The 20,906-nt window shown below is 69.0% G+C and carries 18 protein-coding genes and 1 pseudogene; 10 read left to right on the top strand and 9 right to left on the bottom strand.

Annotated elements, in window-relative coordinates; translation table 11 throughout:
* Positions 1–303: 303 nt before the first annotated feature.
* Complete coding sequence (locus ACTOWL_RS11155; protein ID WP_441321298.1) at positions 304–2,097, bottom strand: cation:proton antiporter domain-containing protein; 1,794 nt, start codon at positions 2,095–2,097, stop codon at positions 304–306.
* 288 nt (positions 2,098–2,385) lie between these two features.
* On the opposite strand from ACTOWL_RS11155, the gene ACTOWL_RS11150 reads away from it, so the two are divergent.
* Positions 2,386–2,805 (top strand): VOC family protein, encoded by a 420-nt coding sequence (locus ACTOWL_RS11150; protein WP_441321297.1) that lies wholly within the window; start codon positions 2,386–2,388, stop codon positions 2,803–2,805.
* A 25-nt stretch (positions 2,806–2,830) separates the two neighbouring features.
* Positions 2,831–3,571: a C13 family peptidase gene (locus ACTOWL_RS11145; protein ID WP_441321296.1), complete on the top strand. Its 741-nt coding sequence runs from the start codon at positions 2,831–2,833 to the stop codon at positions 3,569–3,571.
* 78 nt (positions 3,572–3,649) lie between these two features.
* On the opposite strand, the gene ACTOWL_RS11140 is transcribed toward ACTOWL_RS11145, so the two are convergent.
* The 3 genes from ACTOWL_RS11140 to ACTOWL_RS11130 all read right to left on the bottom strand — a co-directional run bounded on the left by ACTOWL_RS11140 (position 3,650) and on the right by ACTOWL_RS11130 (position 6,834).
* Positions 3,650–4,522: an MBL fold metallo-hydrolase gene (locus ACTOWL_RS11140; protein WP_441321295.1), complete on the bottom strand. Its 873-nt coding sequence runs from the start codon at positions 4,520–4,522 to the stop codon at positions 3,650–3,652.
* A gap of 69 nt (positions 4,523–4,591) precedes the next feature.
* On the bottom strand, positions 4,592–5,425 hold the full coding sequence (locus ACTOWL_RS11135; RefSeq protein WP_441321294.1) for an oxidoreductase: 834 nt from the start codon (positions 5,423–5,425) through the stop codon (positions 4,592–4,594).
* A gap of 35 nt (positions 5,426–5,460) precedes the next feature.
* Complete coding sequence (locus ACTOWL_RS11130; RefSeq protein WP_441321293.1) at positions 5,461–6,834, bottom strand: aldehyde dehydrogenase family protein; 1,374 nt, start codon at positions 6,832–6,834, stop codon at positions 5,461–5,463.
* Positions 6,835–6,989: 155 nt separating this feature from the next.
* On the opposite strand from ACTOWL_RS11130, the gene ACTOWL_RS11125 reads away from it, so the two are divergent.
* Positions 6,990–7,940 (top strand): LysR family transcriptional regulator, encoded by a 951-nt coding sequence (locus ACTOWL_RS11125; protein ID WP_441321292.1) that lies wholly within the window; start codon positions 6,990–6,992, stop codon positions 7,938–7,940.
* Positions 7,941–8,017: 77 nt separating this feature from the next.
* Here the strand turns inward: ACTOWL_RS11125 and ACTOWL_RS11120 are convergent, their stop codons facing one another.
* Positions 8,018–8,548, bottom strand: coding sequence for a GNAT family N-acetyltransferase (locus tag ACTOWL_RS11120; protein ID WP_441321291.1), 531 nt, complete (start codon positions 8,546–8,548; stop codon positions 8,018–8,020).
* Entirely contained in the window at positions 8,545–9,510 is a 966-nt protein-coding gene (locus tag ACTOWL_RS11115) for a GntR family transcriptional regulator (RefSeq protein ID WP_441321290.1), read from the bottom strand. The genes ACTOWL_RS11120 and ACTOWL_RS11115 overlap by 4 nt, the downstream gene beginning before the upstream one ends.
* A 143-nt stretch (positions 9,511–9,653) precedes the next feature.
* Between ACTOWL_RS11115 and ACTOWL_RS11110 the strand changes: the two genes are divergently transcribed.
* The 5 genes from ACTOWL_RS11110 to ACTOWL_RS11090 are packed head-to-tail and all read left to right on the top strand — an operon-like array spanning position 9,654 to position 15,839.
* On the top strand, positions 9,654–10,778 hold the full coding sequence (locus ACTOWL_RS11110; RefSeq protein WP_441321289.1) for a C45 family autoproteolytic acyltransferase/hydolase: 1,125 nt from the start codon (positions 9,654–9,656) through the stop codon (positions 10,776–10,778).
* A gap of 43 nt (positions 10,779–10,821) precedes the next feature.
* Positions 10,822–12,378 (top strand): ABC transporter substrate-binding protein, encoded by a 1,557-nt coding sequence (locus tag ACTOWL_RS11105; RefSeq protein WP_441321288.1) that lies wholly within the window; start codon positions 10,822–10,824, stop codon positions 12,376–12,378.
* A gap of 25 nt (positions 12,379–12,403) precedes the next feature.
* The gene (locus tag ACTOWL_RS11100) at positions 12,404–13,345 is read left to right on the top strand and encodes an ABC transporter permease (RefSeq protein ID WP_441321287.1); all 942 of its coding nucleotides are present in this window, start codon (positions 12,404–12,406) and stop codon (positions 13,343–13,345) included.
* Positions 13,342–14,199, top strand: coding sequence for an ABC transporter permease (locus tag ACTOWL_RS11095; protein ID WP_441321286.1), 858 nt, complete (start codon positions 13,342–13,344; stop codon positions 14,197–14,199). The genes ACTOWL_RS11100 and ACTOWL_RS11095 overlap by 4 nt, the downstream gene beginning before the upstream one ends.
* Positions 14,196–15,839 (top strand): ABC transporter ATP-binding protein, encoded by a 1,644-nt coding sequence (locus ACTOWL_RS11090; protein WP_441321285.1) that lies wholly within the window; start codon positions 14,196–14,198, stop codon positions 15,837–15,839. Before ACTOWL_RS11095 ends, ACTOWL_RS11090 begins: the two co-directional genes overlap by 4 nt.
* Positions 15,840–16,106: 267 nt before the next feature.
* Here ACTOWL_RS11090 and ACTOWL_RS11085 read toward each other — a convergent pair whose 3' ends face one another.
* Positions 16,107–17,063 carry a hypothetical protein gene (locus ACTOWL_RS11085; protein ID WP_441321284.1) on the bottom strand — a complete coding sequence of 319 codons (957 nt, stop codon included), beginning with the start codon at positions 17,061–17,063 and terminating at the stop codon, positions 16,107–16,109.
* Positions 17,064–17,187: 124 nt separating this feature from the next.
* Here ACTOWL_RS11085 and ACTOWL_RS11080 point away from each other — a divergent pair.
* Positions 17,188–17,304 (top strand): annotated as a pseudogene (locus ACTOWL_RS11080) (transposase domain-containing protein); the annotation flags it as partial.
* Between the two features lie 414 nt (positions 17,305–17,718).
* Here ACTOWL_RS11080 and ACTOWL_RS11075 read toward each other — a convergent pair.
* Positions 17,719–17,904, bottom strand: coding sequence for a hypothetical protein (locus ACTOWL_RS11075; RefSeq protein WP_441321283.1), 186 nt, complete (start codon positions 17,902–17,904; stop codon positions 17,719–17,721).
* 129 nt (positions 17,905–18,033) lie between these two features.
* Here ACTOWL_RS11075 and ACTOWL_RS11070 point away from each other — a divergent pair, with 129 nt between their 5' ends.
* A complete protein-coding gene (locus ACTOWL_RS11070; protein ID WP_441321282.1) occupies positions 18,034–18,495 on the top strand; it encodes a GFA family protein in 462 nt (153 codons plus the stop codon).
* 281 nt (positions 18,496–18,776) lie between these two features.
* Here ACTOWL_RS11070 and ACTOWL_RS11065 read toward each other — a convergent pair whose 3' ends face one another.
* Complete coding sequence (locus ACTOWL_RS11065; RefSeq protein ID WP_441321281.1) at positions 18,777–20,765, bottom strand: M1 family metallopeptidase; 1,989 nt, start codon at positions 20,763–20,765, stop codon at positions 18,777–18,779.
* Positions 20,766–20,906: the final 141 nt, after the last annotated feature.

Below are 20,906 nucleotides of genomic sequence, written 5' to 3'. Positions count from 1 at the left end.
CCGCGGCGGTGGCTGCGGAATCGGACCGGTCCTCCGGGGCCTCCGGAGAGCCGGCCCTGCCTGATCCCGAGCCGTCGGGCAGAGCCCGCAAAGGCGTAGGGCGCTGAGCGCCAATCGAGTCATGGAGGAAGTCCGGCGCTGAGCGCCGCTTTGGCATCGAAGCCGGGTCGACTATGTCCTCTCAACCGTCGGCGGGTCCGTCCGCGACCCGTCATGATTGGCAGGATCGAAACTGGTATACAATATGTAATATGTCTAAAGCCGCGTCCCCACGCAACAGATTTGCAATCCGGCTCGAGAGAGTCACGCGCCTGGCGTGACTCCGGGCTGCACGCCCTCGCCCGCAGCCAGGGCTTCGGCCATGCCGCGGGCGATCTCGCGCTCGCCCATGATCACCGCGTCGGCGCCGAGGCTGCTGAGATGCTCGACCTCGGCATCGGAATGCGCCCGGGCGATGATGGCGATGCCGGGGTTGGCGGCCCGGGCCTGGGCGACGATCTGGCCAGCCTCGAAGGCGTTCGGGACGGCGACGGCCAGTTGCCGGGCCGCCGGCAGGTTGGCCAGCCCCAGCACCTCCGGCACCGCGGCGTTGCCGATGATGGTTTCGATCCCGGCCTCGCGCAGCCGCGCCAAAGGCTGGTCGGCGTCCTCGATCACCAGGAAGGGCCGGCCGGCGGCCTGCAGCGCCGCGCCGATCAGGCTGCCGACACGGCCATAGCCGACCAGCACGACGTGATCCGTGAGCGCGGTCGGCAGCGCCGGCTCGGCCAGCGTGGCCGTCTCGGCCGCGGGCAGTGCGGCGGGCGCAGCCTCGGCCGGCGGCGGCGCCTCGGCCGGGAGGGCCGGGCCGCCCGCCATGGCCGGGACCGGCACCGCGCGCTCCAACAGCGGCCGCAGCCGGCCGAAGGCGTTGAACACCACGGGGTTGAGCAGGATCGACAGGATCGCACCGCCCAGGATCAGGTCCCGCCCGGCCTCCGGCAGCAGGCCGAGCTTCACGCCGAGCTCGGCCAGGATGAAGGAGAACTCGCCGATCTGCGCCAGGCTGGCGGAGATCAGCAGCGCCGTCGTCACCGGATGGCCGAACAGGCGGACGATGACGAAGGCGGCGACCGATTTGCCGATGACGATGATGAACACCACCGCCAGCATCGGCAGCGGGTCGCGCCACAGGCTGGTCGGGTCGAACAGCATGCCGACCGAGACGAAGAACAGCACCGCGAAGGCGTCGCGCAGCGGCAGCGTCTCCTGCGCCGCGGCGTGGCTGAGCTCGGATTCGGCCAGCACCATGCCGGCGAAGAAGGCGCCGAGCGCCAGCGACACGCCGAACAGCTTGGCCGAGCCGAAGGCGACGCCGAGCGCGAGCGCCAGCACCGCCAGCCGGAACAGCTCGCGCGATCCGGTGTGGGCGATGTAGTGCAGCACCCAGGGAATCACCCGCCGGCCGACCACCAGCATCAGCGCGACGAAGGCGGCGACCTTCACCAGGGTCAGCGCCAGCACGCCGCCGACGCCCAGGTCGAGGCCGAGGGAGACGGCGAGCGGATCGGACCCGAGGTCGATGTCGCCGTTGACCAGCCCGGCCAGCGCCGGCAGCAGCACCAGCGCCAGCACCATCGCCAGATCCTCGACGATCAGCCAGCCGACGGCGATGCGGCCGCGCTCGGTCTCCACCAGCCGGCGTTCCTGCAGCGCCCGCAGCAGCACCACGGTGCTGGCGACCGACAAGGCGAGGCCGAAGACCAGGCCGCTGGCGATGGTCCAGCCGAGCATCAGCGCCAGGCCGAGGCCGAGCGCCGTGGCGAAGCCGATCTGGACCACGGCGCCGGGCACCGCGATCGCCCGCACCGACAGCAGGTCCTTCAGCGAGAAGTGCAGCCCGACGCCGAACATCAGCAGGATGACGCCGATCTCCGCCAGCTCGGGCGCCAGCGCCTGGTCGGCGACGAAGCCCGGCGTGTGCGGCCCGACCAGGATGCCGGCCAGCAGATAGCCGACCAGCGGCGGCGCCTTCAGCCGGTGGGCGATGGCGCCGAAGATGAAGGCCAGGCCGAGGCCGGCGACGATGGTGGCGATCAGGGGGGTGTCGTGCGGCATGGATGCGCCTCGGCCTCCGGAGCAGAGATGGTCGGGGATGCATCGGCCGGGCCGACACTGCTCCATCATTTATGAACGATAGGGCCGATCACAACCTTTGATATGCGCCGTCACGAGATTTTCTCGGCCTCCGGCTGAATGGCGGCCCGAGGCCGGAGCGACTTGTCAGACAGCCGCCGGGCGACGATTGTAGCCGGGTCCGGATTCGGCGATGCCTGCGTGGCCACCGTCCGGACTGCCTCAGACGATCCGACACCGCCGCCGCGAACCCGTTCGGGAGGATGGAAGATGAAATACCTGCACACCATGGTCCGCGTCACCGACCTGGAGCAGCCGCTGCACTTCTACCGCGACCTGCTGGGCCTGAAGGAGACCCGCCGCAGCGAGAACGAGAAGGGCCGCTTCACGCTGATCTTCCTCGCCCCGCCGGGCCAGGAGGACGCGCCGGTCGAGCTGACCTACAATTGGGACCCCGAGGTCTACACCGGCGGCCGCAACTTCGGCCACCTGGCCTATCAGGTCGACGACATCTACGAGTTCTGCGACCGGCTGCAGAAGGCCGGCGTGACCATCAACCGGCCGCCGCGCGACGGGCACATGGCCTTCGTCCGCTCGCCGGACAACATCTCGATCGAGATCCTGCAGAAGGGCGGCTCGAAGCCGCCGGCCGAGCCCTGGCTGTCGATGCCGAACACCGGCGCCTGGTAGGCCGGACGATGGGGAGAGGGGACGGATGAGACCGGCGCCATCGCTTCGCATCGCCGTCCTCGCGGTGCTGCTGTCGGGTTGCGCCGGCCAGGCCGTCCCCTCCGTCGCCGCGACGGGCACGCCGCTGCGCTGGAAGGCGCTGCTGGTCGCGGCCGACGATGCCGAGCCGGTGTTCGACAACGGCGTCGACGCGCTGCGGCGCAGCCTGCTGTCCTTCGGCGTGGCGCCGGCCGACATCGCCGTGCTCAAGGCCGATGCGCGCCAGCCGGGCGCGGTCGCTACCAAGGCGAATTTCGACCGCGCCATGGCCGGCCTGGCCGGACCCGCCGGAACCGGCTGCTTCGTCTATCTCACCTCGCACGGCGTGAAGGGCCGCGGACTGTTCGTCGCCGCCGACGATGCGGTGATCCCGCCGACCTATCTGGCCCAGGCCCTGGACGGATCCTGCGCCGGCCGGCCGACCGTCCTGGTCACCTCCGGCTGCTATTCCGGGATCTACACCGACACGCCGGCGCTGACGACGCCGGACCGCATCGTGCTGACCGCGGCCCGGGCCGACCGGCCGTCCTTCGGCTGCGGCGCCGACGACCGCTACACCTATTACGACGAGTGCTTCCTCGATTCGCTGAAGCGGGGCGCGGCCTGGACCGCGATCGCGGCGGACATCTCCGACTGCGTCGCCCGGCGCGAACGGGCGAAGGACTTCCAGCCCTCGCAGCCGCAATCGGCCTTCGGCCGGGACGTCGCCGGGCTGACCGCGTTCTGAGGGCGAGGCCGAGCCGAGACCTGGTCGGCTGACGTCGTCTTTCGATCCGGAGGCGACCGGGGCCGGATCGACCGGCGCCTATTGGCGCGCCGTCCAAGGGGCCGGAAGCAGGCGGAACCCTTCGCCGTCCCTGACGACGTTGGCGACACCGGGGAACTCCATGTGCATCCCGGCGACGAGCAGGCTCTCGTCCGCGGCGCGTGCGAACACCTTCCGGCGCGTATCGGCCGCCAGGGCGCCATCGAAATCGGTGAGGAATCCCGCGTCGGGAAGAGCGGATTGGACATGCGGCAGGCCGACGATGTCGCCCCACACCAGGATGGCGTCAGGCCCATGTCCGATCTGGTAGCCGACATGCCCGGGCGTATGGCCGGGCAGCAGGACCGCGGTGATGTCAGGGGCAACTTCGCCCCCGTCGATCAACTGCAGGCGGTCCCTGTATGGGGCCAAGGCGCGACGCGCGATGGCCGCACCATCCGCGTCCCGGATGGTGCCGATGTCGCTGTCCAGCCAGTAGGCCGCTTCGGCCTTGTGGACGACGACCTCGGCATTCGCGAAGACGGCCTTGCCATCCGCGTCGGTCAGTCCGGAGACATGATCGCCATGAAGGTGGGTCAGGAGGATCGTCTCGATGTCTTCCGGCGCCACGCCGGCATTGGCCAGGGCTGCCGGGAGATGGCCCGCCGTGGGCACAAGGCTGCCGAGCCCGGTGTCGATGAGAATGGGGCCATGCTGGGGACTGCGCACGAGATAGAGATTCACCTCCAGCAGGAAGCTGGTCGGCCGCAGCGCCTTCTGCTGCACGGCGATCGCATCCTCCAGCGGGACATTGGTGACGAACTGGCTGAGTTCGAGCTGCACGTAGCCGTCGGACAGCGTCGTCACCGTCGCGTCGCCGACGCGCCAGTGAACCGAGCTTGGCGGCAGGGTCTTTCCATGGGACTGGGACATTGTGCTTTTCCTTGATTTCAAAGGCATGGCGGCATCGCCCCACCCCGGAGATCGTCCTGGGGGCGGCCGTCAGTTTGCGAAGTCGGTGGAGACGCTCAGGGCCCGCCACTTCCGATCGGCTTCGATCCGCGCCTTGTCGGTGTCCTCCGCGATCTGGACGGCATCGCTGCCGAGCAGCAGTCGCAGGGGCGGTTCGGCCAGGCCGGCGATGTGGAGGATGACGGCGGCCGCCCTGACCGGATCGCCCGGCTGGTTGCCGTCATGATGGTCGCGGATGTAGCGCGCCATCGCGCCGATCGTGGCGTCGTATTCGGGCCGGCTGTCGCGGATCGTCATGGAGGCCCCGGCCCAGTCGGTGCGGAAACCGCCCGGCTCGATGATCGTCACCTTGATGCCGAGGGGGCCGACCTCCTTGGCCAGCACCTCCGAGAAGCCTTCGACGCCCCATTTCGCCGTCTGATAGGCACCGAGGCCCGGCGTGCCGATGCGCCCGCCGATGGAGGAGAACTGGATGACGTGACCCGACCCCTGCTGCCGCATCACCGGGATCGCGGCCTTGGTCACATTGACGACGCCGAACAGGTTGGTCTCGATCTGGGCCCGGAACACCTCCGCGCTGGTGTCCTCGATCGAGCCGATATCGCCATAGCCCGCATTGTTGACCAGCACGTCGAGCCGCCCGAAGGCGCCGACCGCCGCCTGGACGGCCCGGTCCGCGGCCGGCGCATCGGTCACGTCGAGGGCGACGGCGCGAACCCGGTCGCCGTGGCGCTGCACCAGATCCGCGAGCTGCGCGGGGTTCCGCGCCGTGGCGACGAGGCTGTGCCCTGCGGCCAGCACCGCTTCGGCGAGCGCCCGACCGAAGCCGCGGGAGCTGCCGGTAACCAGCCAGACCTGTGACATGGACATCGTCTCCTTACTCGGACCGGACATTCTCGTCAGACCGACACGATGGTCTTGGCTTCGAGGAAGGCCTCCAGGCCGAAAACCCCGAACTCCCGGCCAATGCCGGATTGCTTGAAGCCGCCGAACGGCGCCGCGAACTCGGCCTTCATGCCGTTGATCATGACGGTGCCGGCTTCAAGTCTTGCCGCGATGCGGTTGGCGTGCGCCGGATCGGACGAGAAGACATAGGCCTGCAGTCCGTATAGCGAGTCGTTGGCGATCCTCACCGCGTCGTCCTCATCCTCGTAGGTCAGGATGGAGAGCACCGGCCCGAAGATCTCCTCGCGCGCGATGTCCATGTCGTTGCGCACGTTGTCGAACACGGTCGGCTTGACGAAGTATCCGCGCGGCAGCCCCTCCGGCCGGCCTTCGCCCCCGGCGACGAGCGTGGCGCCTTCCTCGAGCCCGCGGCGGATGAAGTGCTGGATGCGCTCGTACTGGGCCTGGTTGACCAGCGGGCCCATGGCGGTGGCAGGGTCGCGCGGATCGCCGACCCGCAGCTTTGCCACCTCCGCCACGACGCGTTCGATGGCTTCTGCATGCCGGGCCCGCGACACCAGGATGCGGGTGCCGGCGATGCACGCCTGGCCGTTGTTGAGGAAGCCGGCGCTCAGGGCCGCCGGAATGGCCTGGGCGAAGTCCGCGTCATCGAGAATGACGGTGGCGGATTTGCCCGTGAGCGCCAGGCTCACCCGCTTCATGGTCTCGGCGCCGGCCCGCATGATCGATTTGCCTGTGGCCGTCGACCCGGTGAAGGAAATCTTGGCGATGCCGGGATTGGTGCTCATCTCGGTGCCGACATCCGCGCCCCGGCCGTTGACGATGTTGATGACACCGGACGGCAGGCCGGCCGCGTGCAGGGCCTCCGCCACGATCTGGGTCTGGATCGGGCTCAGCTCGCTGGGCTTGGTCACGGTGGCGCAGCCGGCGGCTAGCGCACTCGCCAACTTGCTGCAGATCGACCCTGCCGTGCTGTTCCAGGGCGTCACCAGCCCGGCGACGCCCACCGGCTCCATGACCACGGTGGCCGCGCCCATCTGCCGGGTGAACGCATAGGCGTCGAGGGTGTCCGCCGCATGGGCGAAGCACTGCGAGGCATACTGGCTGACCCACTGGGCCCGGGAGAACGCGCCGCCATACTCCTCGATGGTCGCGTCCCGGATGTCGTCCGTCCGCGCCAGGACCGCAGCCTGCAGGCGCTTGAGCATGGCGATGCGTTCCAGCTTCGTGGTGCGGCCGAACGCGGGCTGGGCTCGCTGGGCGGCGGCGATCGCACGCCGCATGTCTTCCTGGTTGCCCAGCGTGACGGTGCCGATCACCTGCTCGGTGGCCGGGTTGATGGTCTCGATGACCTCGGTGCCCTGCACAGGCACGAAGGCACCGTCGATATAGGCCTCGGAAATGCGCCTCATGACACTCGCTCCAATCGCATCCGGAGTTTCCGGTTGCGTGAAATCTATGGACCCGCCATCGTTTTAATAATAAGGAGAAACGGGGATGCGTTATCCTGTAATCGCGAACAATGTATAAGACAGGACTGGTCGAATTCGAGGCTGTCCTGGCCGTGGCGCGGCGCCACAGCTTTCGCGCGGCGGCGCTCGAGCTCGACATGTCCACATCGTCCCTCAGCAGTGCGGTGGCCGGGCTGGAGGCCCGCCTGGGCGTTCGCCTGTTCCATCGCACGACCCGGAGCGTGTCCCTCACCGAGGCCGGACAGGAGTTTCTGGCCCAGGTCGGGCCGGCCTTTGCCCAGATCCAGGGCGCCATGAGCGCCATCAGCGACCATCGCTCCACGCCCAGCGGAACCCTTCGGATCAACAGCTCGCTGGGGGCGGCGCGCATGATCTTCCAGCCGATCGTGCTGGATTTCCTGCGTCGCTATCCGGCCATGACGGTCGATATCGTCACGGAAGGCCGCATGGTCGACATCGTCGCCGAAGGGTTCGATGCGGGCGTGCGGGCCGGCGAACTGGTGCCCCTGGACATGATCCGGGTGCCAATCAAACCGGACATCCGCATGATCGTGGTGGGGTCGGCCGAATACTTCGCCACGAATCCACGGCCCCGTTCACCCGACGATCTCTCGGCGCACCGATGCATTCGCACCCGGCTTCCCAGCGGGGCGCCGTCGCCCTGGGAGTTCATGAAGCAAGGCGAAGTCTTTCGCGTCGATGTCCCGGGCAATCTGATTCTGGACGCGCCGATTCTGATGCAGGAGGCGGCCCGCCAAGGCCAAGGCCTGGCCCAGATCGCCGAATGGTATGCCCGTGAGGATGTCGCCGCGGGAAGACTCGTGCCTGTGCTGGAGGATTGGATGACGTCCTACCCGGGGCTCTCTCTGTACTATTCCGGGCGGCGCCATATTCCCGCCGGCCTGCGTGCGTTCATCGATCTCATTCGCGAGTCCAATGCCGTCACGGGTGGCGGTCAGATCGACACGGACAGCAGCGAGACACTCGCACCCGTTGCATAGGTCGCCTCGCCGAACTGGGCACTATCCCAAAGGGTCGAGAGATGACCTACCCTTCTTCGGCCCGATCGAGCTCCGCTTCAGGGGGCCACCGGCCGCCGCATGAACAGGCGCGGGATGATGTCGATGCCCTTGTCGGCGATCATGTCGCGGATCGCAGCGAGGCCGGGGCCGAGCGCCTCGTCCGGCATCGGCAGGAAGCCGAGGCGGGCGTAGTAGGGCGCGTTCCAGGGCACGTCGCGGAAGGTCGACAGGGTCAGCTCCGGCAGCCCCCGCTCCCGGGCCACGGCGTCGAGCCGCTCGATCAGGGCCGCGCCCAGGCCGCGGCGGGCATGGTCGGGATGGACGTCCAGCTCCTCGATGTGCAGGGTGCCGTCGATCTCGCTGAACAGGGCGAAGCCGACCGGCCGGTCGGCGGCGTCGGCCATGACCAGCAGCCGTCCCTGCTGCGCCCGCAGCATCACCTCCTGCCGTTCCGCCGGGTCGAGCGCCGCGATCTTAGGCAGGCCGATGCCGCGGAACTGCGACGCGGCCGCGACCTCGATGACGCGGACGGCCTGGACCTCGTCGGGGCGGCCCGGGCGGATGCGGTAGGGCACGACTGCCGTCATGCGCTCAGCTCGGCCCGCTGCTTGCCCTCCACCGCGGCCTCGCCGGCATAGGTGCCGGCGGCCAGCGCCAGATGGCGGTGCAGCAGCGCCGCCGCCCATTCGACCTCGCCGGCCTCGAGCGCGTCGAGGATCGCCAGATGCTCGCGGCAGGACTGCTCGACCCGGCCTTGGGGCAGTTGCACGAAATCGGCGTATTCCTGCATCCGGCGCAGCGCGTTCTGCTGCCGCACCGCCTGCAGGAAGAAGCGGTTGCCGGACGACGCCGCCAGCATCTCATGGAACGCAGTGTTGACCCGGAACCACTCGTCGGTGCCGACGCCGCCGGCGGCCCGGGCCATGATGTCCTGATGCGCCCGGCGCAGCTGCTGCACCCGGTCGCGGTCGACGCGGAAGCCGGGCTGCCGCAGCGCCGCGCATTCCACCACCATGCGGAACTGGTAGCTCTCGTTCACCGCCTCGTCGGTCTCCAGGCTGTCGACGAAGCGCCAGCCATGGCCGCGCTGGCGCTGCACCAGCCCTTCCGCGGCGAAGCGCATCAGCACCTTGCGCACCACCCCGCGCGGGGCGCCGTAGCGCGGGATCAGCTCGGCCTCCGACACCTCCTGCGGCAGGCGGCCATTGGCCCGGTCGGTCATGATCGCGACATAGACCTCCTCGCCCTCCGAGCGCGGGATCAGCCGGGCGATCTCGTCGCCCTCCGGCCGGCGCAGCACCACGAAGCCGCGGCCGGATGCCGCCTCCAGCACGCCCTGCGCCACCAGGAGGTCAAGCGCGCCGCGGATCGGCGAGCGCGACACGCCGAGCGTGCGGGCCAAGGCCTGCTCCGACACCCGAATGCCGGGCCCCCAGGCCTCGTCGCGCATCCGCTCGACGATCTGCCGGGCCAGTTCCAATTGCAGCGGGCTCGCCCGCTCCGCCGCTTCCGCCGCTGACACGCTGTGCTCCACGCTGTGCCCCTTCATGATAACGATCGCGCGGCGCGGGGAAAGGGCGTGCGCCAAGCGCGCAAAAATCTTTCGACTTCGCAGCATGCCCCAAAAATATGTTTTTCATCTCCATAAAGTGCACTACGGTGTGACCAACCGATGACAACGGGTCCCCGATCATGACGCCCTTCCCCTTCGTCGACATCCACGGCACGCCGCGCGAGCGCGGCCGGCAATACGGCGCCGCCGCGGCCGACCGCACCCGCAAGAGCGTCGAGGTCTATGCCCGGCAGCTGCGCGACCTCGGCTATGACTGGGCGCAGATCCGCGGCTTCGTCAGCGACTTCCTGCCGAAGATGGACGATTTCGCGCCCGAGCTGATCGAGGAGATGCGCGGCATCGCCGAGGGTGCGGAGCTGGACTTCGAGGCGGTGGCGCTGATCAACTGCCGCACCGAGGTGATGCAGCTGGCGCACCGACGCAAGGGCATGGTCGAGGACGATCCGGACGGCTGCACCGGCGCCGTGATCCTGGGGTCGGCCAGCGCCGACGGCCAGCTGATCCACGGCCAGAACTGGGACTGGCGGGCGGAATGCGCCGAGACCGCGATCGTGCTGCGGGTGCGGCGCGAGGACGGGCCGGACGTGCTGACCTTCACCGAGGCCGGCGGCCTGGCCCGCAACGGGCTGAACTCGGCCGGCACCGCGATCACCGCGAACTACCTGGAATCCGACCGCGACTACAAGCTGGAGGTCGGCGTGCCGCTGCCGCTGATCCGGCGCAAGGCGCTGGAGCAGGAGCATTTCGCCCTGTCGATGCGGATCGTGGCGACGACGGCGAAATCCGCCTCGAACAACATGATCCTGAGCAATGCCGGCGGCTTCGCCATCGACTTCGAATGCGCGCCGGACGAGACCTTCCCGCTGTATCCCGAGGACGGCCTGCTGGTCCATGCCAACCACTGGCGCAGCCCGGTGGCGCTGACGAAGCTGAAGGACGCCGGCATCCCGGGCTCGCCCGAGAGCTACTACCGCGACTGGCGGGTGCAGCAGCATCTCCAGGCCAAGCGCGGCCGGCTGACCGCCGAGGACATGAAGGCGGCCTTCTTCGACGATTTCGGCACGCCCTACGCCGTGTGCCGGCCGCCGCGGCCGTCGTCGCGCGCCAACCTGTCGGCCACCGTCGCCATGGTGATCATGCGCCCGGCCGAGGGGACCATGGAGGTGGCGCCGCTGCCCGCCCTGAACCGGACCTTCACCACCTACTCGCTCGATCTGTCCCGCCGGACGAAGAACGCGGCCTAACGCGGTCCGGCCTGTTGCAACGCCTCAACACAGGGGGGCTCTGATGACCCGACTTTCCCTTCTTGCGCTCGCGGCGGCGCTCGTCTCGTCCATTCCGGCCTGGGCGGCGCCGCCATCCGACACCATCCGCGTGCAGCTGAACGGCGACCTGCGCAGCACCGATCCCGGCACCAAGCGCGACGACAACACCGATGCGGTGATCCTGCACATCGTCGAGGGCCTGGTCGCCTATCGCGAGGACGCCTCGGTCGGGCCGATGCTGGCCGACAGCGTCGCCGTCTCCGACGACGGCAAGACCTACACCTTCACGCTGCGCGACGGGATCAAGTTCCACAACGGCGCGCCGATGACCTCGGCCGAGGTGGTGTGGAGCTGGAAGCGCTGGCTCGATCCCAAGACCGAATGGCGCTGCCTGCCGGAGCTCGACGGCCGCGGCCGGATCAAGATCGAGGCGGTCGAGGCGCCGGACCCGAAGACGGTGGTGTTCAAGCTGAATGCGCCGAGCGCCCTGTTCCTGGCCACCATCGCCCGCACCGACTGCGCCGAGGGCGCGATCATCCATCCGGATTCGGTCGGGCCGGACGGCAAGTGGATCGCCCCGATCGGCACCGGCCCGTACAAGCTGGAGAAGTGGGAGCCGGCCCAGTACGTGCAGTTGAAGCGCTTCGCCGACTACGCCTCGCGCGGCGGTGAGCGCGACGGCTACACCGGCGGCAAGCAGGCGCTGGCCGAGACCGTGCGCTTCACCATCATCGGCGACCCGGCGGCGGCGAAGACGGCGCTGCTGTCCGGCGACATCGACCTGGTGCCGGATGTCAGCATCGCGGACAAGCAGGAGCTCGACGGCCAGAAGGGCGTGCGCACCGAGTTCGCGCAGGCCTTGTCGATGAACGCCATCCTGCTGCAGACCCGCGACCCGCTGCTGAAGGATGTCCGCATCCGCCGGGCGCTGGCGCTGGCCATCGACGGCAGCCAGATCGCCCAGGCGCTGACCCAGGGCACCTCGCCGGCGAACCCCTCGGTGATGCCGAGCGCCAGCCCCTACTACACCGACGTCGAGCGGCAGGGCTACACGCCGAACATCGAGGAGGCGAAGACGCTGCTGGCCGAGGCCGGCTACACCGGCCAGCCGATCAAGATGCTGGTCAACCGCAAGATCCAGAGCGTCTACGACACCGCGATCCTGGCCCAGGCCCTGGCGCAGCAGGCCGGCATCGCCATCGAACTGGAGGTGCTGGACTGGGGCGCCCAGCTGGACCGCTACACCTCCGGCCAGTACCAGACCATGTCGTTCAGCTACTCCGCCCGCATGGACCCGGCGCTGAGCTACGAGATGATGTCCGGCCCCAAGGACACCCAGCCGCGCAAGGTCTGGGAGAACCCCGAGGCGCTGAAGCTGATCCAGGACGCGATGGTGACCAGCGATCCGAAGCAGCGCCAGGCGATCTTCGACAAGCTGCACCAGATGCAGATCGCCGACGTGCCGCTGATCGTGACCTATAATGGCGCCGACATCGCCGCGGTCTCCGACCGGCTCGAGGGCTACAAGCCCTGGGCGGCGTCGAAGCCGCGGCTGTGGAACGTGGCGATCAAGAACTGAACCGACGCGCTCGGGGGAGGCCGCGATGCTTCGCTTCCTGCTGCAACGCCTGGGCATGGCGGTGCCGACGCTGCTGATCGTCGCCATCACCGTCTTCGCCATGATCCGGCTGATCCCGGGCGACCCGGTGACGCTGATGCTCGGCGACATGGCGGACCCGTCCTCCGTCGCCGACCTGCGCCGGTCGCTCGGGCTGGACCACTCGATCCCGGTGCAGTTCCTGTACTGGCTCGGCAACGTCCTGTCCGGCGATTTCGGCACCTCGATCAGCACCGGCCAGGCGGTGCTGCCGCTGATCCTGGACCGGTTCTCGGTCAGCGCCACCATCGTGCTGGCGGCTGTGGCCCTGGCCAGCCTGGTCGCCGTGCCCGCCGGCATGATCGCCGCCTGGCGGCAGGACAGCGCGCTGGACCTGACCGTGATCTCCGGCGCCACGCTGCTGCTGTCGATCCCGAGCTTCTGGCTGGGCCTGCTGATGCTGCTGCTGTTCGGGCTGAAGCTCGGCTGGCTGCCGGTCATCGGCTATGTCCCGTTCGGCGAGGATGCCGGCGCCGCCCTGCTGTACATGATCATGCCGGTGGCGACGCTAGTGCTGGTCGAGACCGGGGTGATCATCCGCATGGCACGGGCCAGCACCATCGAGGTGATGCGGCTGGAATACATTACCCACGCCCGGGCCAAAGGGCTGTCGGAGAGCGCGGTGCTGTGGCGCCACGCCTTCCGCACCGCCTTCGCCCCGACCTGGACGCTGATCGGGCTGATGCTGGGCAACCTGCTGGGCGGCATCGCCGTGGTCGAGACCGTGTTCACCATCCCCGGCCTCGGCCGCCTGCTGGTCGATTCGATCTATGCCCGCGACTATCCGGTGGTGCAGGGCTGCCTGCTGTTCGTCGCCGGCATCTATGTCGTGGTGAACCTGTTCGTCGACCTCCTGTATCCCCTGTTCGACCCGCGGGTGACGGCATGAGCGCGCAGGCTGACTCCCCCACCACCCTCGCTTTGCCGAAGCGGCGCCGGATCCGCGCCAATGCGGCGATCGGCGGGCTGATCATCGGCGTGCTGATCGCGACCGCGCTGCTGAGCGTGGTGTGGTCGCCCTACGACCCGCTGAAGATCGACATCCTGTCGCGGTTCAAGGCGCCCTCGGCCGCGCATTGGCTGGGCACCGACGAGTTCGGCCGCGACGTGCTGAGCCGGGCGATGAGCGGCGCCGCCACCAGCAGCTGGATCAGCCTGCTGACGGTCGCCACCGCGGTCACCGGCGGCACGCTGATCGGCGTGCTGACCGGCTACATGCGCGGCTGGGTCGACCGCATCATCATGATGTTCAACGACGCGCTGCTGGCCTTCCCCGGCATCCTGCTGGCGCTCGGCATCATGGCGGTGCTCGGCGCCAACAAATACGGCATCATCCTGGCTCTCGGCCTGGCCTACATGCCCTCGGTGGTCCGCGTGGTGCGCGGCACGGTGCTGTCGATCCGCGGCCGCGAGTACGTCGAGGCGTCGCAGATCATGGGCAATGCCGAGCTGTTCACCATGGCCCGGCACGTGCTGCCGAACTGCATCGCCCCCCTGACCGTGCTGGCCACCAGCATGTTCGGCTGGGTGCTGCTGTCGGAAAGCGCGCTCAGCTTCCTCGGCCTCGGCGTGCCGCCGCCGGCCGCGACCTGGGGCAACATGCTGGCCGCCAGCCGGCCCTATATCGGCACCTCGCCCTGGCTCGGCATCTTCCCCGGCCTGTGCATCTCCCTCACCCTGCTCGGCATCAACCTGTTCGGCGACGCGATCCGCGACCGGCTCGACCCCAGGATGCAGCGATGAGCCCCCTCCTCTCGGTCGAGCACCTGACCATCCGCGCCGGCGACGGCGGCCCGCTGGTGGTCGACGACCTGAGCTTCGCCCTGCCGGCCGGCGAGATGCTGGCGCTGGTCGGCGAATCCGGCAGCGGCAAGACCATGGCGGCGCGCGCCGTGCTGGACCTGCTGCCGCCGCCGATGCAGCGGATCGCGGGCCGCGTCCGCTTCGACGGCCAGGACCTGGCGACGCTGCCGCCCAAGGGCCTGCGGAAGATCCGCGGCGCCCGCATCGGCATGGTGTTCCAGGAGCCGATGGTGTCGCTGAACCCGGCGATGCCGATCGGCCGGCAGATGGCCGAGGCGCTGAAGCTGCATCTGCGCCTGGACGACGCCGAGATCCGGCGCCGCAGCCTGGCGATGCTGGAGCGGATCCGCATCGCCGATCCGGAGCGCTGCCTGTCGGCCTATCCGCACGAGTTCTCCGGCGGCATGCGGCAGCGGATCATGCTGGCCTCGGTGATGCTGACCAAGCCGGCGCTGCTGATCGCCGACGAGCCGACCACGGCGCTGGACACGCTGGTGGCGCGCGAGGTGCTGGACCTGATGGTCGAGCTGACGCGCGAGAACGGCACCGCGGTGCTGATGATCAGCCACGACCTGGCGATGGTGGCCCGCTACGCCCGCCATGTGGTGGTGCTGCAGCGCGGCCGCGCGGTCGATGGCGGCCCGACGGAACAAGTCCTGCTCAGCCCGCGCGACGACTACACCCGCAAGCTCTTGGACGCGCTGCCGAAGCGCGGCACCGCCCGGCCGCCGGTCGACCAGAGCGCGCCGCTGATCGCGGTCGAGGACGTCACCATCGACCATGCCGGCCGGCAGCGGCTGTTCTCGCGCACCCCGCCGAAGCGGGCGGTGGACGGGGTCAGCCTGGCGATCCATCCGGGCGAGACGGTGGCGCTGGTCGGCGGCAGCGGCAGCGGCAAGACCACGCTGGGCCGCGCCATCGTCGGTCTGCTGAAGCCGACCGCCGGCCGAATCCGGTTCCGTGGCCAGGACGTCCATGGCGCGCGCCAGGGCGAGGCGGCGCGGGACCATCGGCTGAACTGCCAGATGATCTTCCAGGACCCGTACTCCTCGCTCGACCCGCGGATGCGGATCGGCCCGATCGTGGCCGAGCCGCTGCGGCTGGCGCCGGAGATGACGGCCAAGCAGAAGGCGGACCGGCTGGCCGAGACCCTGGTCGATGTCGGCCTGACGCCGGACCATGCCAGGCGCTATCCGCACCAGCTGTCGGGCGGGCAGCGCCAGCGCGTGGCGATCGCCCGGGCGATCATCCGCCGTCCGGCCTTCGTCATCGCCGACGAGCCGGTCTCGGCGCTCGACATGACGGTGCAGAAGCAGATCCTGGAGCTGTTCCGGGCGCTGCAGGAGCGCTACGGCTTCGCCTGCCTGTTCGTGTCGCACGATCTGGGCGCGGTCGAGCAGGTAGCGGATCGGGTGGCGGTGATGCAGTCCGGCAAGATCGTCGAGTCCGGGCCGCGCGACACGGTGTTCGACCATCCACGGCACGACTACACCCGCGAGCTGCTGGCCGCGGCCCCGGCCCTGCACCGGCTGGACGGCGGCGGCTTCGAACTGAAGGGCCGGCGCATCGCGGCGGCTTGAGGGGCGCCTCTTGCTGTTCCGAGCCTCCGGGCGATGATTTTACCCTCCCCCTCCCCTTGCGGGAGGGGGGCAGGGGGAGGGGTTTGGCCCCGCCGGAGCCGGCGATGGGTGGCTGCAGCCCCCGACTGCCGGACGAAGACTCGCCACAAGCGCGCCGACGCGCGCAGCCCCTCCCCCAACCCCCTCCCGCAGGGGGAGGGGGAGTGTGGAAGGCTGCGCTCATGATGCCGAAAATGGGCGGATGGGGTGAGTGCGACGCGCCGGCAGTCATCCCGTGTCCGGCGGCTTGCGGCGGCTGACGGCGGCTGAGCGAGGCTCGGGCAGGTCCACCGGCGGCAGGTCCCGCCTAGCCAGGAACTCGTCCGACTCCGCGACCCAGCGCTCCGCCTGCTCCGGCGGCAGGCCGAATCTCGGGCACAGCCGGGCCACGGCGTCCACCGCCGGGCAGCTTTCGGCGATCTCCATCTCCTCCGGCCGGTCCATCTGCACGGCCATCTCGCAGAAGCGGCGGTCGTTTTCCTCTTCGTCCTGGCTCTCGGCCTCGATCGCGGCGCCCAACGCCATGATCACCCGCAGCCGGCGCCGGATCCTGGCCTGGTCCAGGGCCGGGCCTGGGTCGGCGGCCGCCGTCTCCGGCGGCGCGAAGCCCATCTCCGCCAGGGCCGCATCCGCCGCCGCCAGCCATTGCTCCGTCTCCTCCGGCAGCCCGAACATCCGGCACAGCCGGGCCACGGCCGCCGGCGCCGGGCAGGTCTCGACCATCTCCGCCTGCTCCGGCCGCTCCAGCCGTTCGCGGATTTCGCCGAAGCGCCGGCGAGCCTCTTCCTTCTCGTCCTCGGTCTCGGCGCCGTCATAGACCGCGGCGCCCATGGCCAGCATCACCCGCAGCTCGGGCGACGCCTCGTCGGTCGTCCCGGCCGGTCGGGCCGATCCGGCCGATCTGGCCGCGGCCTTCCGCGGCCGCTCCTCGGGCGGGCGGGACATCTTGTCCTCCAGCAGCAGCGTCAGACGCACCGACCGGGCGATGCCGGCGATCCGGGTGCAATAGTCGACGCCGGGCTGCGGCGCCTCGACCGCTTCGGTGCGGGTGGCCTCGGCGACCTCCATCTGGATCTCGACCAGCCGGGCGAGCACGCGCAGACGCCGCGCCGCCCGCTCCTCCGCGGGAGCGGCCGGGGCTTCCGAAATCGAATCGGTCTGCGCCTTGTCCATAGAACGTAGCATGAACACGATCGCAGATTAATACAAGAGAACAATGTGTTAACTGTAAGCGTCCGGTCTGAGCCGTCTATCAGCAAGGGTTCGATCTCACGATCATGGTGTCCATCAAGGTCGCAGTGGACACATGGTCAACGGCCTCAATCCGGAAGCCTGGCTGCGCGACGTCCTCGCCCGCATCGCCGATGGCCACCCGATCTCTCGGATCGAAGAGCTGCTTCCCTGGAACTGGCCTACTCTCCAATAGGTCCGAAGGACGCTCAGGATCGCGCGCTTCTGGACGCGGAGGACCGCATGCGACCCGTTGCGGACTCTATGAATCCCAAAAGTTTTGAAAGTTCCTGTCATGGCGCTCGACGGCTTCCAGAAGCGTGGCAAACCACTCACAGCGCTCCGACAAGTCTTCTTCCGTCAGAAGTTCTATTAGGTTGCGGTCCTGGCACGCCTGCAATCGAGGATCTAGTGGCAAGTTGAAGAAATCTGCCGCAAGTACGCAATAGCCCTTCTGAGATATATTCTCAAAGCAGGCATAACGAACCGACTTGGTGGCGTCGACTCGCCGCCAGACGTGAATTGCTCGATAGAGATTGGACATGCGAGAGCGGCAATGCCGCTAGCTGATCGCTGATACCGGTCGTTATGGCCGAAGCCAGGGGCCTTGTCACCGCCTTTGCTCATTTCCGCTTTCCGCCCTTTGGAGACGGTCGGGCGCGTGGAGGTCCACGGCCTCGTCGCGCGCCGTCGCGGACCCGGCAATGGTCGCCAGCAGGTCAAGCTTGTGCGGCGAGATCGGATTCTCGATCTCGGTGCCTCCGGCACGAATGGCCCAGAACTCGGCAGCGTCCATCGCGCGCCCCCGGTTGCCCATCGTCCCTGCCCGTCGAGGTAGACAGGGATCGGCAGGCGCGACAACGGCCGTTCCCTTCCCCGACCCGATCCCGCATTCTCGGGCCCGCAGACGATGCAGGAGGGCAAATTGGCCGGGATCGAAGGAGGGTGCCGCTGCGGCGCCGTGCGCTGGCGGCTCGATACCGAGCGCCTGCCCCTGACCTATGCCTGCCACTGCCTGGACTGCCAGACCTGGAGCGGCAGCGCCTTCAGCCAGCAGGCGATCGTGGCGCAGGACCGGTTCGCCTGCACCGGCCCGGTCGGCCGATTCGACCTGCCCAGCGCCGACGGCAGCCGGATCTCGCACCAGGTCGCCTGCCCGGCCTGCTTCACCCGGGTCACCAACACCAACAGTTCGCGCCCGGGCCTGGTGGCGATCCGGGCCGGCACCTTCGACGACAGCCATCGCCTGGCCGTGGTCGCCCATATGTGGACGAGGCGGAAGCAGCCCTGGCTGACGCTCGACCCGCAGGTCCCCGCCTGGCCGGAGGGGCCACCGCAGGCGGCAGCGTTCTACCGGCTGATCGGCGTGCCGCCGTCCGCCGGCTGAGTCCGGGATTCGCGGGAGCCCATGCCCGGACCATCCGCAACGGTGCGGGCGCGACAGAGTCGCCTGAACTCTGGTGAAATGGCCCCAACCGGCAAAGCTTGCCCTTTGCCCATTCGCGCGCGGACGCGCGCAGACCCCTCCCCCTGCCCCCTCCCGCAAGGGGAGGGGGACTAGAAAGGAGCGGATTCAGTTGTTCTGAAAAGGTCTCGCAAGCGGGAGAGGCAACAACTCACCGCCTTGGTGCGGTCAGGATAACCAGATCTGGCCGAACCCATCCCGCTCTAATGCGTGCGGGCCTTCCAGACGTTGTCGGTGCGGTCCTCGTCCGGCAGCTTGTGGTCGGGATCGAGGATCACCTGTGCGACCGTCTTGCCGGGCTCGGTCGTCACGGTCGTTGCCGCCTGGCGGATGAAGCTTTCGGCCGGCAGGCGATAGTCGCGGTGGCTGCCATCGGTGAAATCGACGCGCAGGGTCGCGGGGATGATCAGCTTGTCCCTGGCCTCGATGGTGATCACCGTGCCCCTGGCCGCATCGCCCGGCTGGACCTTGCCGATGGCGAGGTCGAGCGACCAGTTGTGGTCGTACCAGCCGCGCCACCACCAGGACAGGTCCTCGCCGGCAGCGCTGTCCATGAACCGGAAGAAGTCGGCCGGCTTGGGATGCTTGAAGGCCCAGACGGCGATGAAGTCGCGGAAGGCGGCATCGAAGCGCTCGGGCCCGAGGATCTCCTCGCGCAGCAGAATCAGACCGAAGGCCGATTTGAAGTAGGTCACCGGGTGGCGGTACGTCTCGATGATCGTGTCGGCGCGCGACAGGATCACCGGCGCGTCGGGGTCCTTGAGCACGGCGAGGATCTCGTCGGCCGGGTTGCCGCCGCCCGGCGCATATTCGCTGTCGCGCTTGGGGGCGTATTCGCCCTGGTTGAACTCGTCCGACTGGTAGACGTCGATGAAGGTGTTGAAGCCCTCATCCATCCAGGCGTCGCGGCGCTCGTCGAAGCCGACGATCATCGGGAACCAGGTGTGGCCGATCTCATGGGCGGTGATCCAGAACAGGGTCTTGCCCGCGTCGCTGATGCCGTCGAACAGGAGGCCCGGATATTCCATCCCGGCGATGTTGTCGGGCCCCGCGACATTGACCGCGACCGGCCAGGGATAGGGGTACCAGCGGGCGGAGAAGCGCTCGACGGAGTCCTTCAGATATTCGGTCGACCGGCCCCAGCGGTCGGCGCCCTGGCTCTCGGCCGGATAGAACGACATCGCCAGCGCCGATTTGTGGTCCGGCAGGTTGATGCGGGCCGCGTCCCAGGCGAAGGTCGGCGAGATCGACAGCGCCACGTCGCGCGTGTGCTGCATCGCGAAATGCCAGGTCAGCGTGCCGTCGGTCTTCGGCCGCGTCGCCGCGTCGCCGATCTCCTGCGGGCCGATGATCGTCACCGTCGCGTCGCTGGCGCGGGCCTTGTCGAGCCGGGCGCGCTGGTCCCGGGTCAGGACCTGATCGGGATTCTTCAGTTCGCCCGAGCCGGCGACGATCATGGTGCTGGGCACCGTGATCTCGTAGTCGAAATCGCCGTATTCCAGGTAGAACTCCTGGGCCAGGAAGGGCAGCGTGTCCCAGCCGCGGATGTCGTCATAGACCTGCATCCGCGGGTACCATTGCGCCAGGCTGTAGATCGGGCCGTCCTTGGCCTTGCCCCAGCCCATGCGGCCGCCCCATTCCTCGCCCGGAATGGTGAAATGGTAGCGGATGTGGAGCTTGAGCTGGCCGCCCTTCGGCGCCAGCGGCGTGCCGAGCGGGATGCGCCCGCGGGTGTCGCTGACCTGCACCGACACCGGCGTGGTCTTGCCGTCGCGCTCGATGGCGACCTCGTCCAGCACGTAGCCGTCGGAGGCGCCCTTTCTCGGCTTGCCGGAGGCGAAGACGCTGCGGCTGTCCGGCCGGTACATGTTCTGGTCGAGCTGCAGCCACAGCTCGCCGAGTGCGTCCGGGCTGTTGTTGGTGTAGGCGATCACCTCCTCGGCGCTCAGCGACGGGGTCTTGGGGTCAAGCGTCGCCTGAATCCGGTAGTCGGCGCGGTTCTGCCAGTAGTCCGGGCCGGGCGCGCCGTTGCCCGACCGATAGGCGTTGACCGCCTGCCCCATCTCCCGCGGCGCGAAGGTCTCGAGCGGCTGGTAATCCGCCGCCAGCGCCGGGGTGGCGATGAGGAGGACGGCAAGGGTCGGGCGAAGCGACGCGATGACAGGACGAGACAGTCGGCTGATCCGCTGCATGGCTTTCCGGCTCCGTTGCAATGGCCACCCCGGGCGCGCCGTCGCGGACCGTCGTCGTTTCGACGGTGACCTGGCCGATGCTGTCGCGCGCGATCCAGGAAGGAGTTCGTGAGTCCGATGAATCGCTTAGAGCATGATTCG

The sequence above is a fragment of the Inquilinus sp. CA228 genome (assembly GCF_052078665.1).
GTDB lineage: Bacteria > Pseudomonadota > Alphaproteobacteria > DSM-16000 > Inquilinaceae > Inquilinus.
The sequence above is the reverse complement of the archived record's forward strand: the minus strand, read 5'-3'. Positions and strand labels throughout refer to the sequence as shown.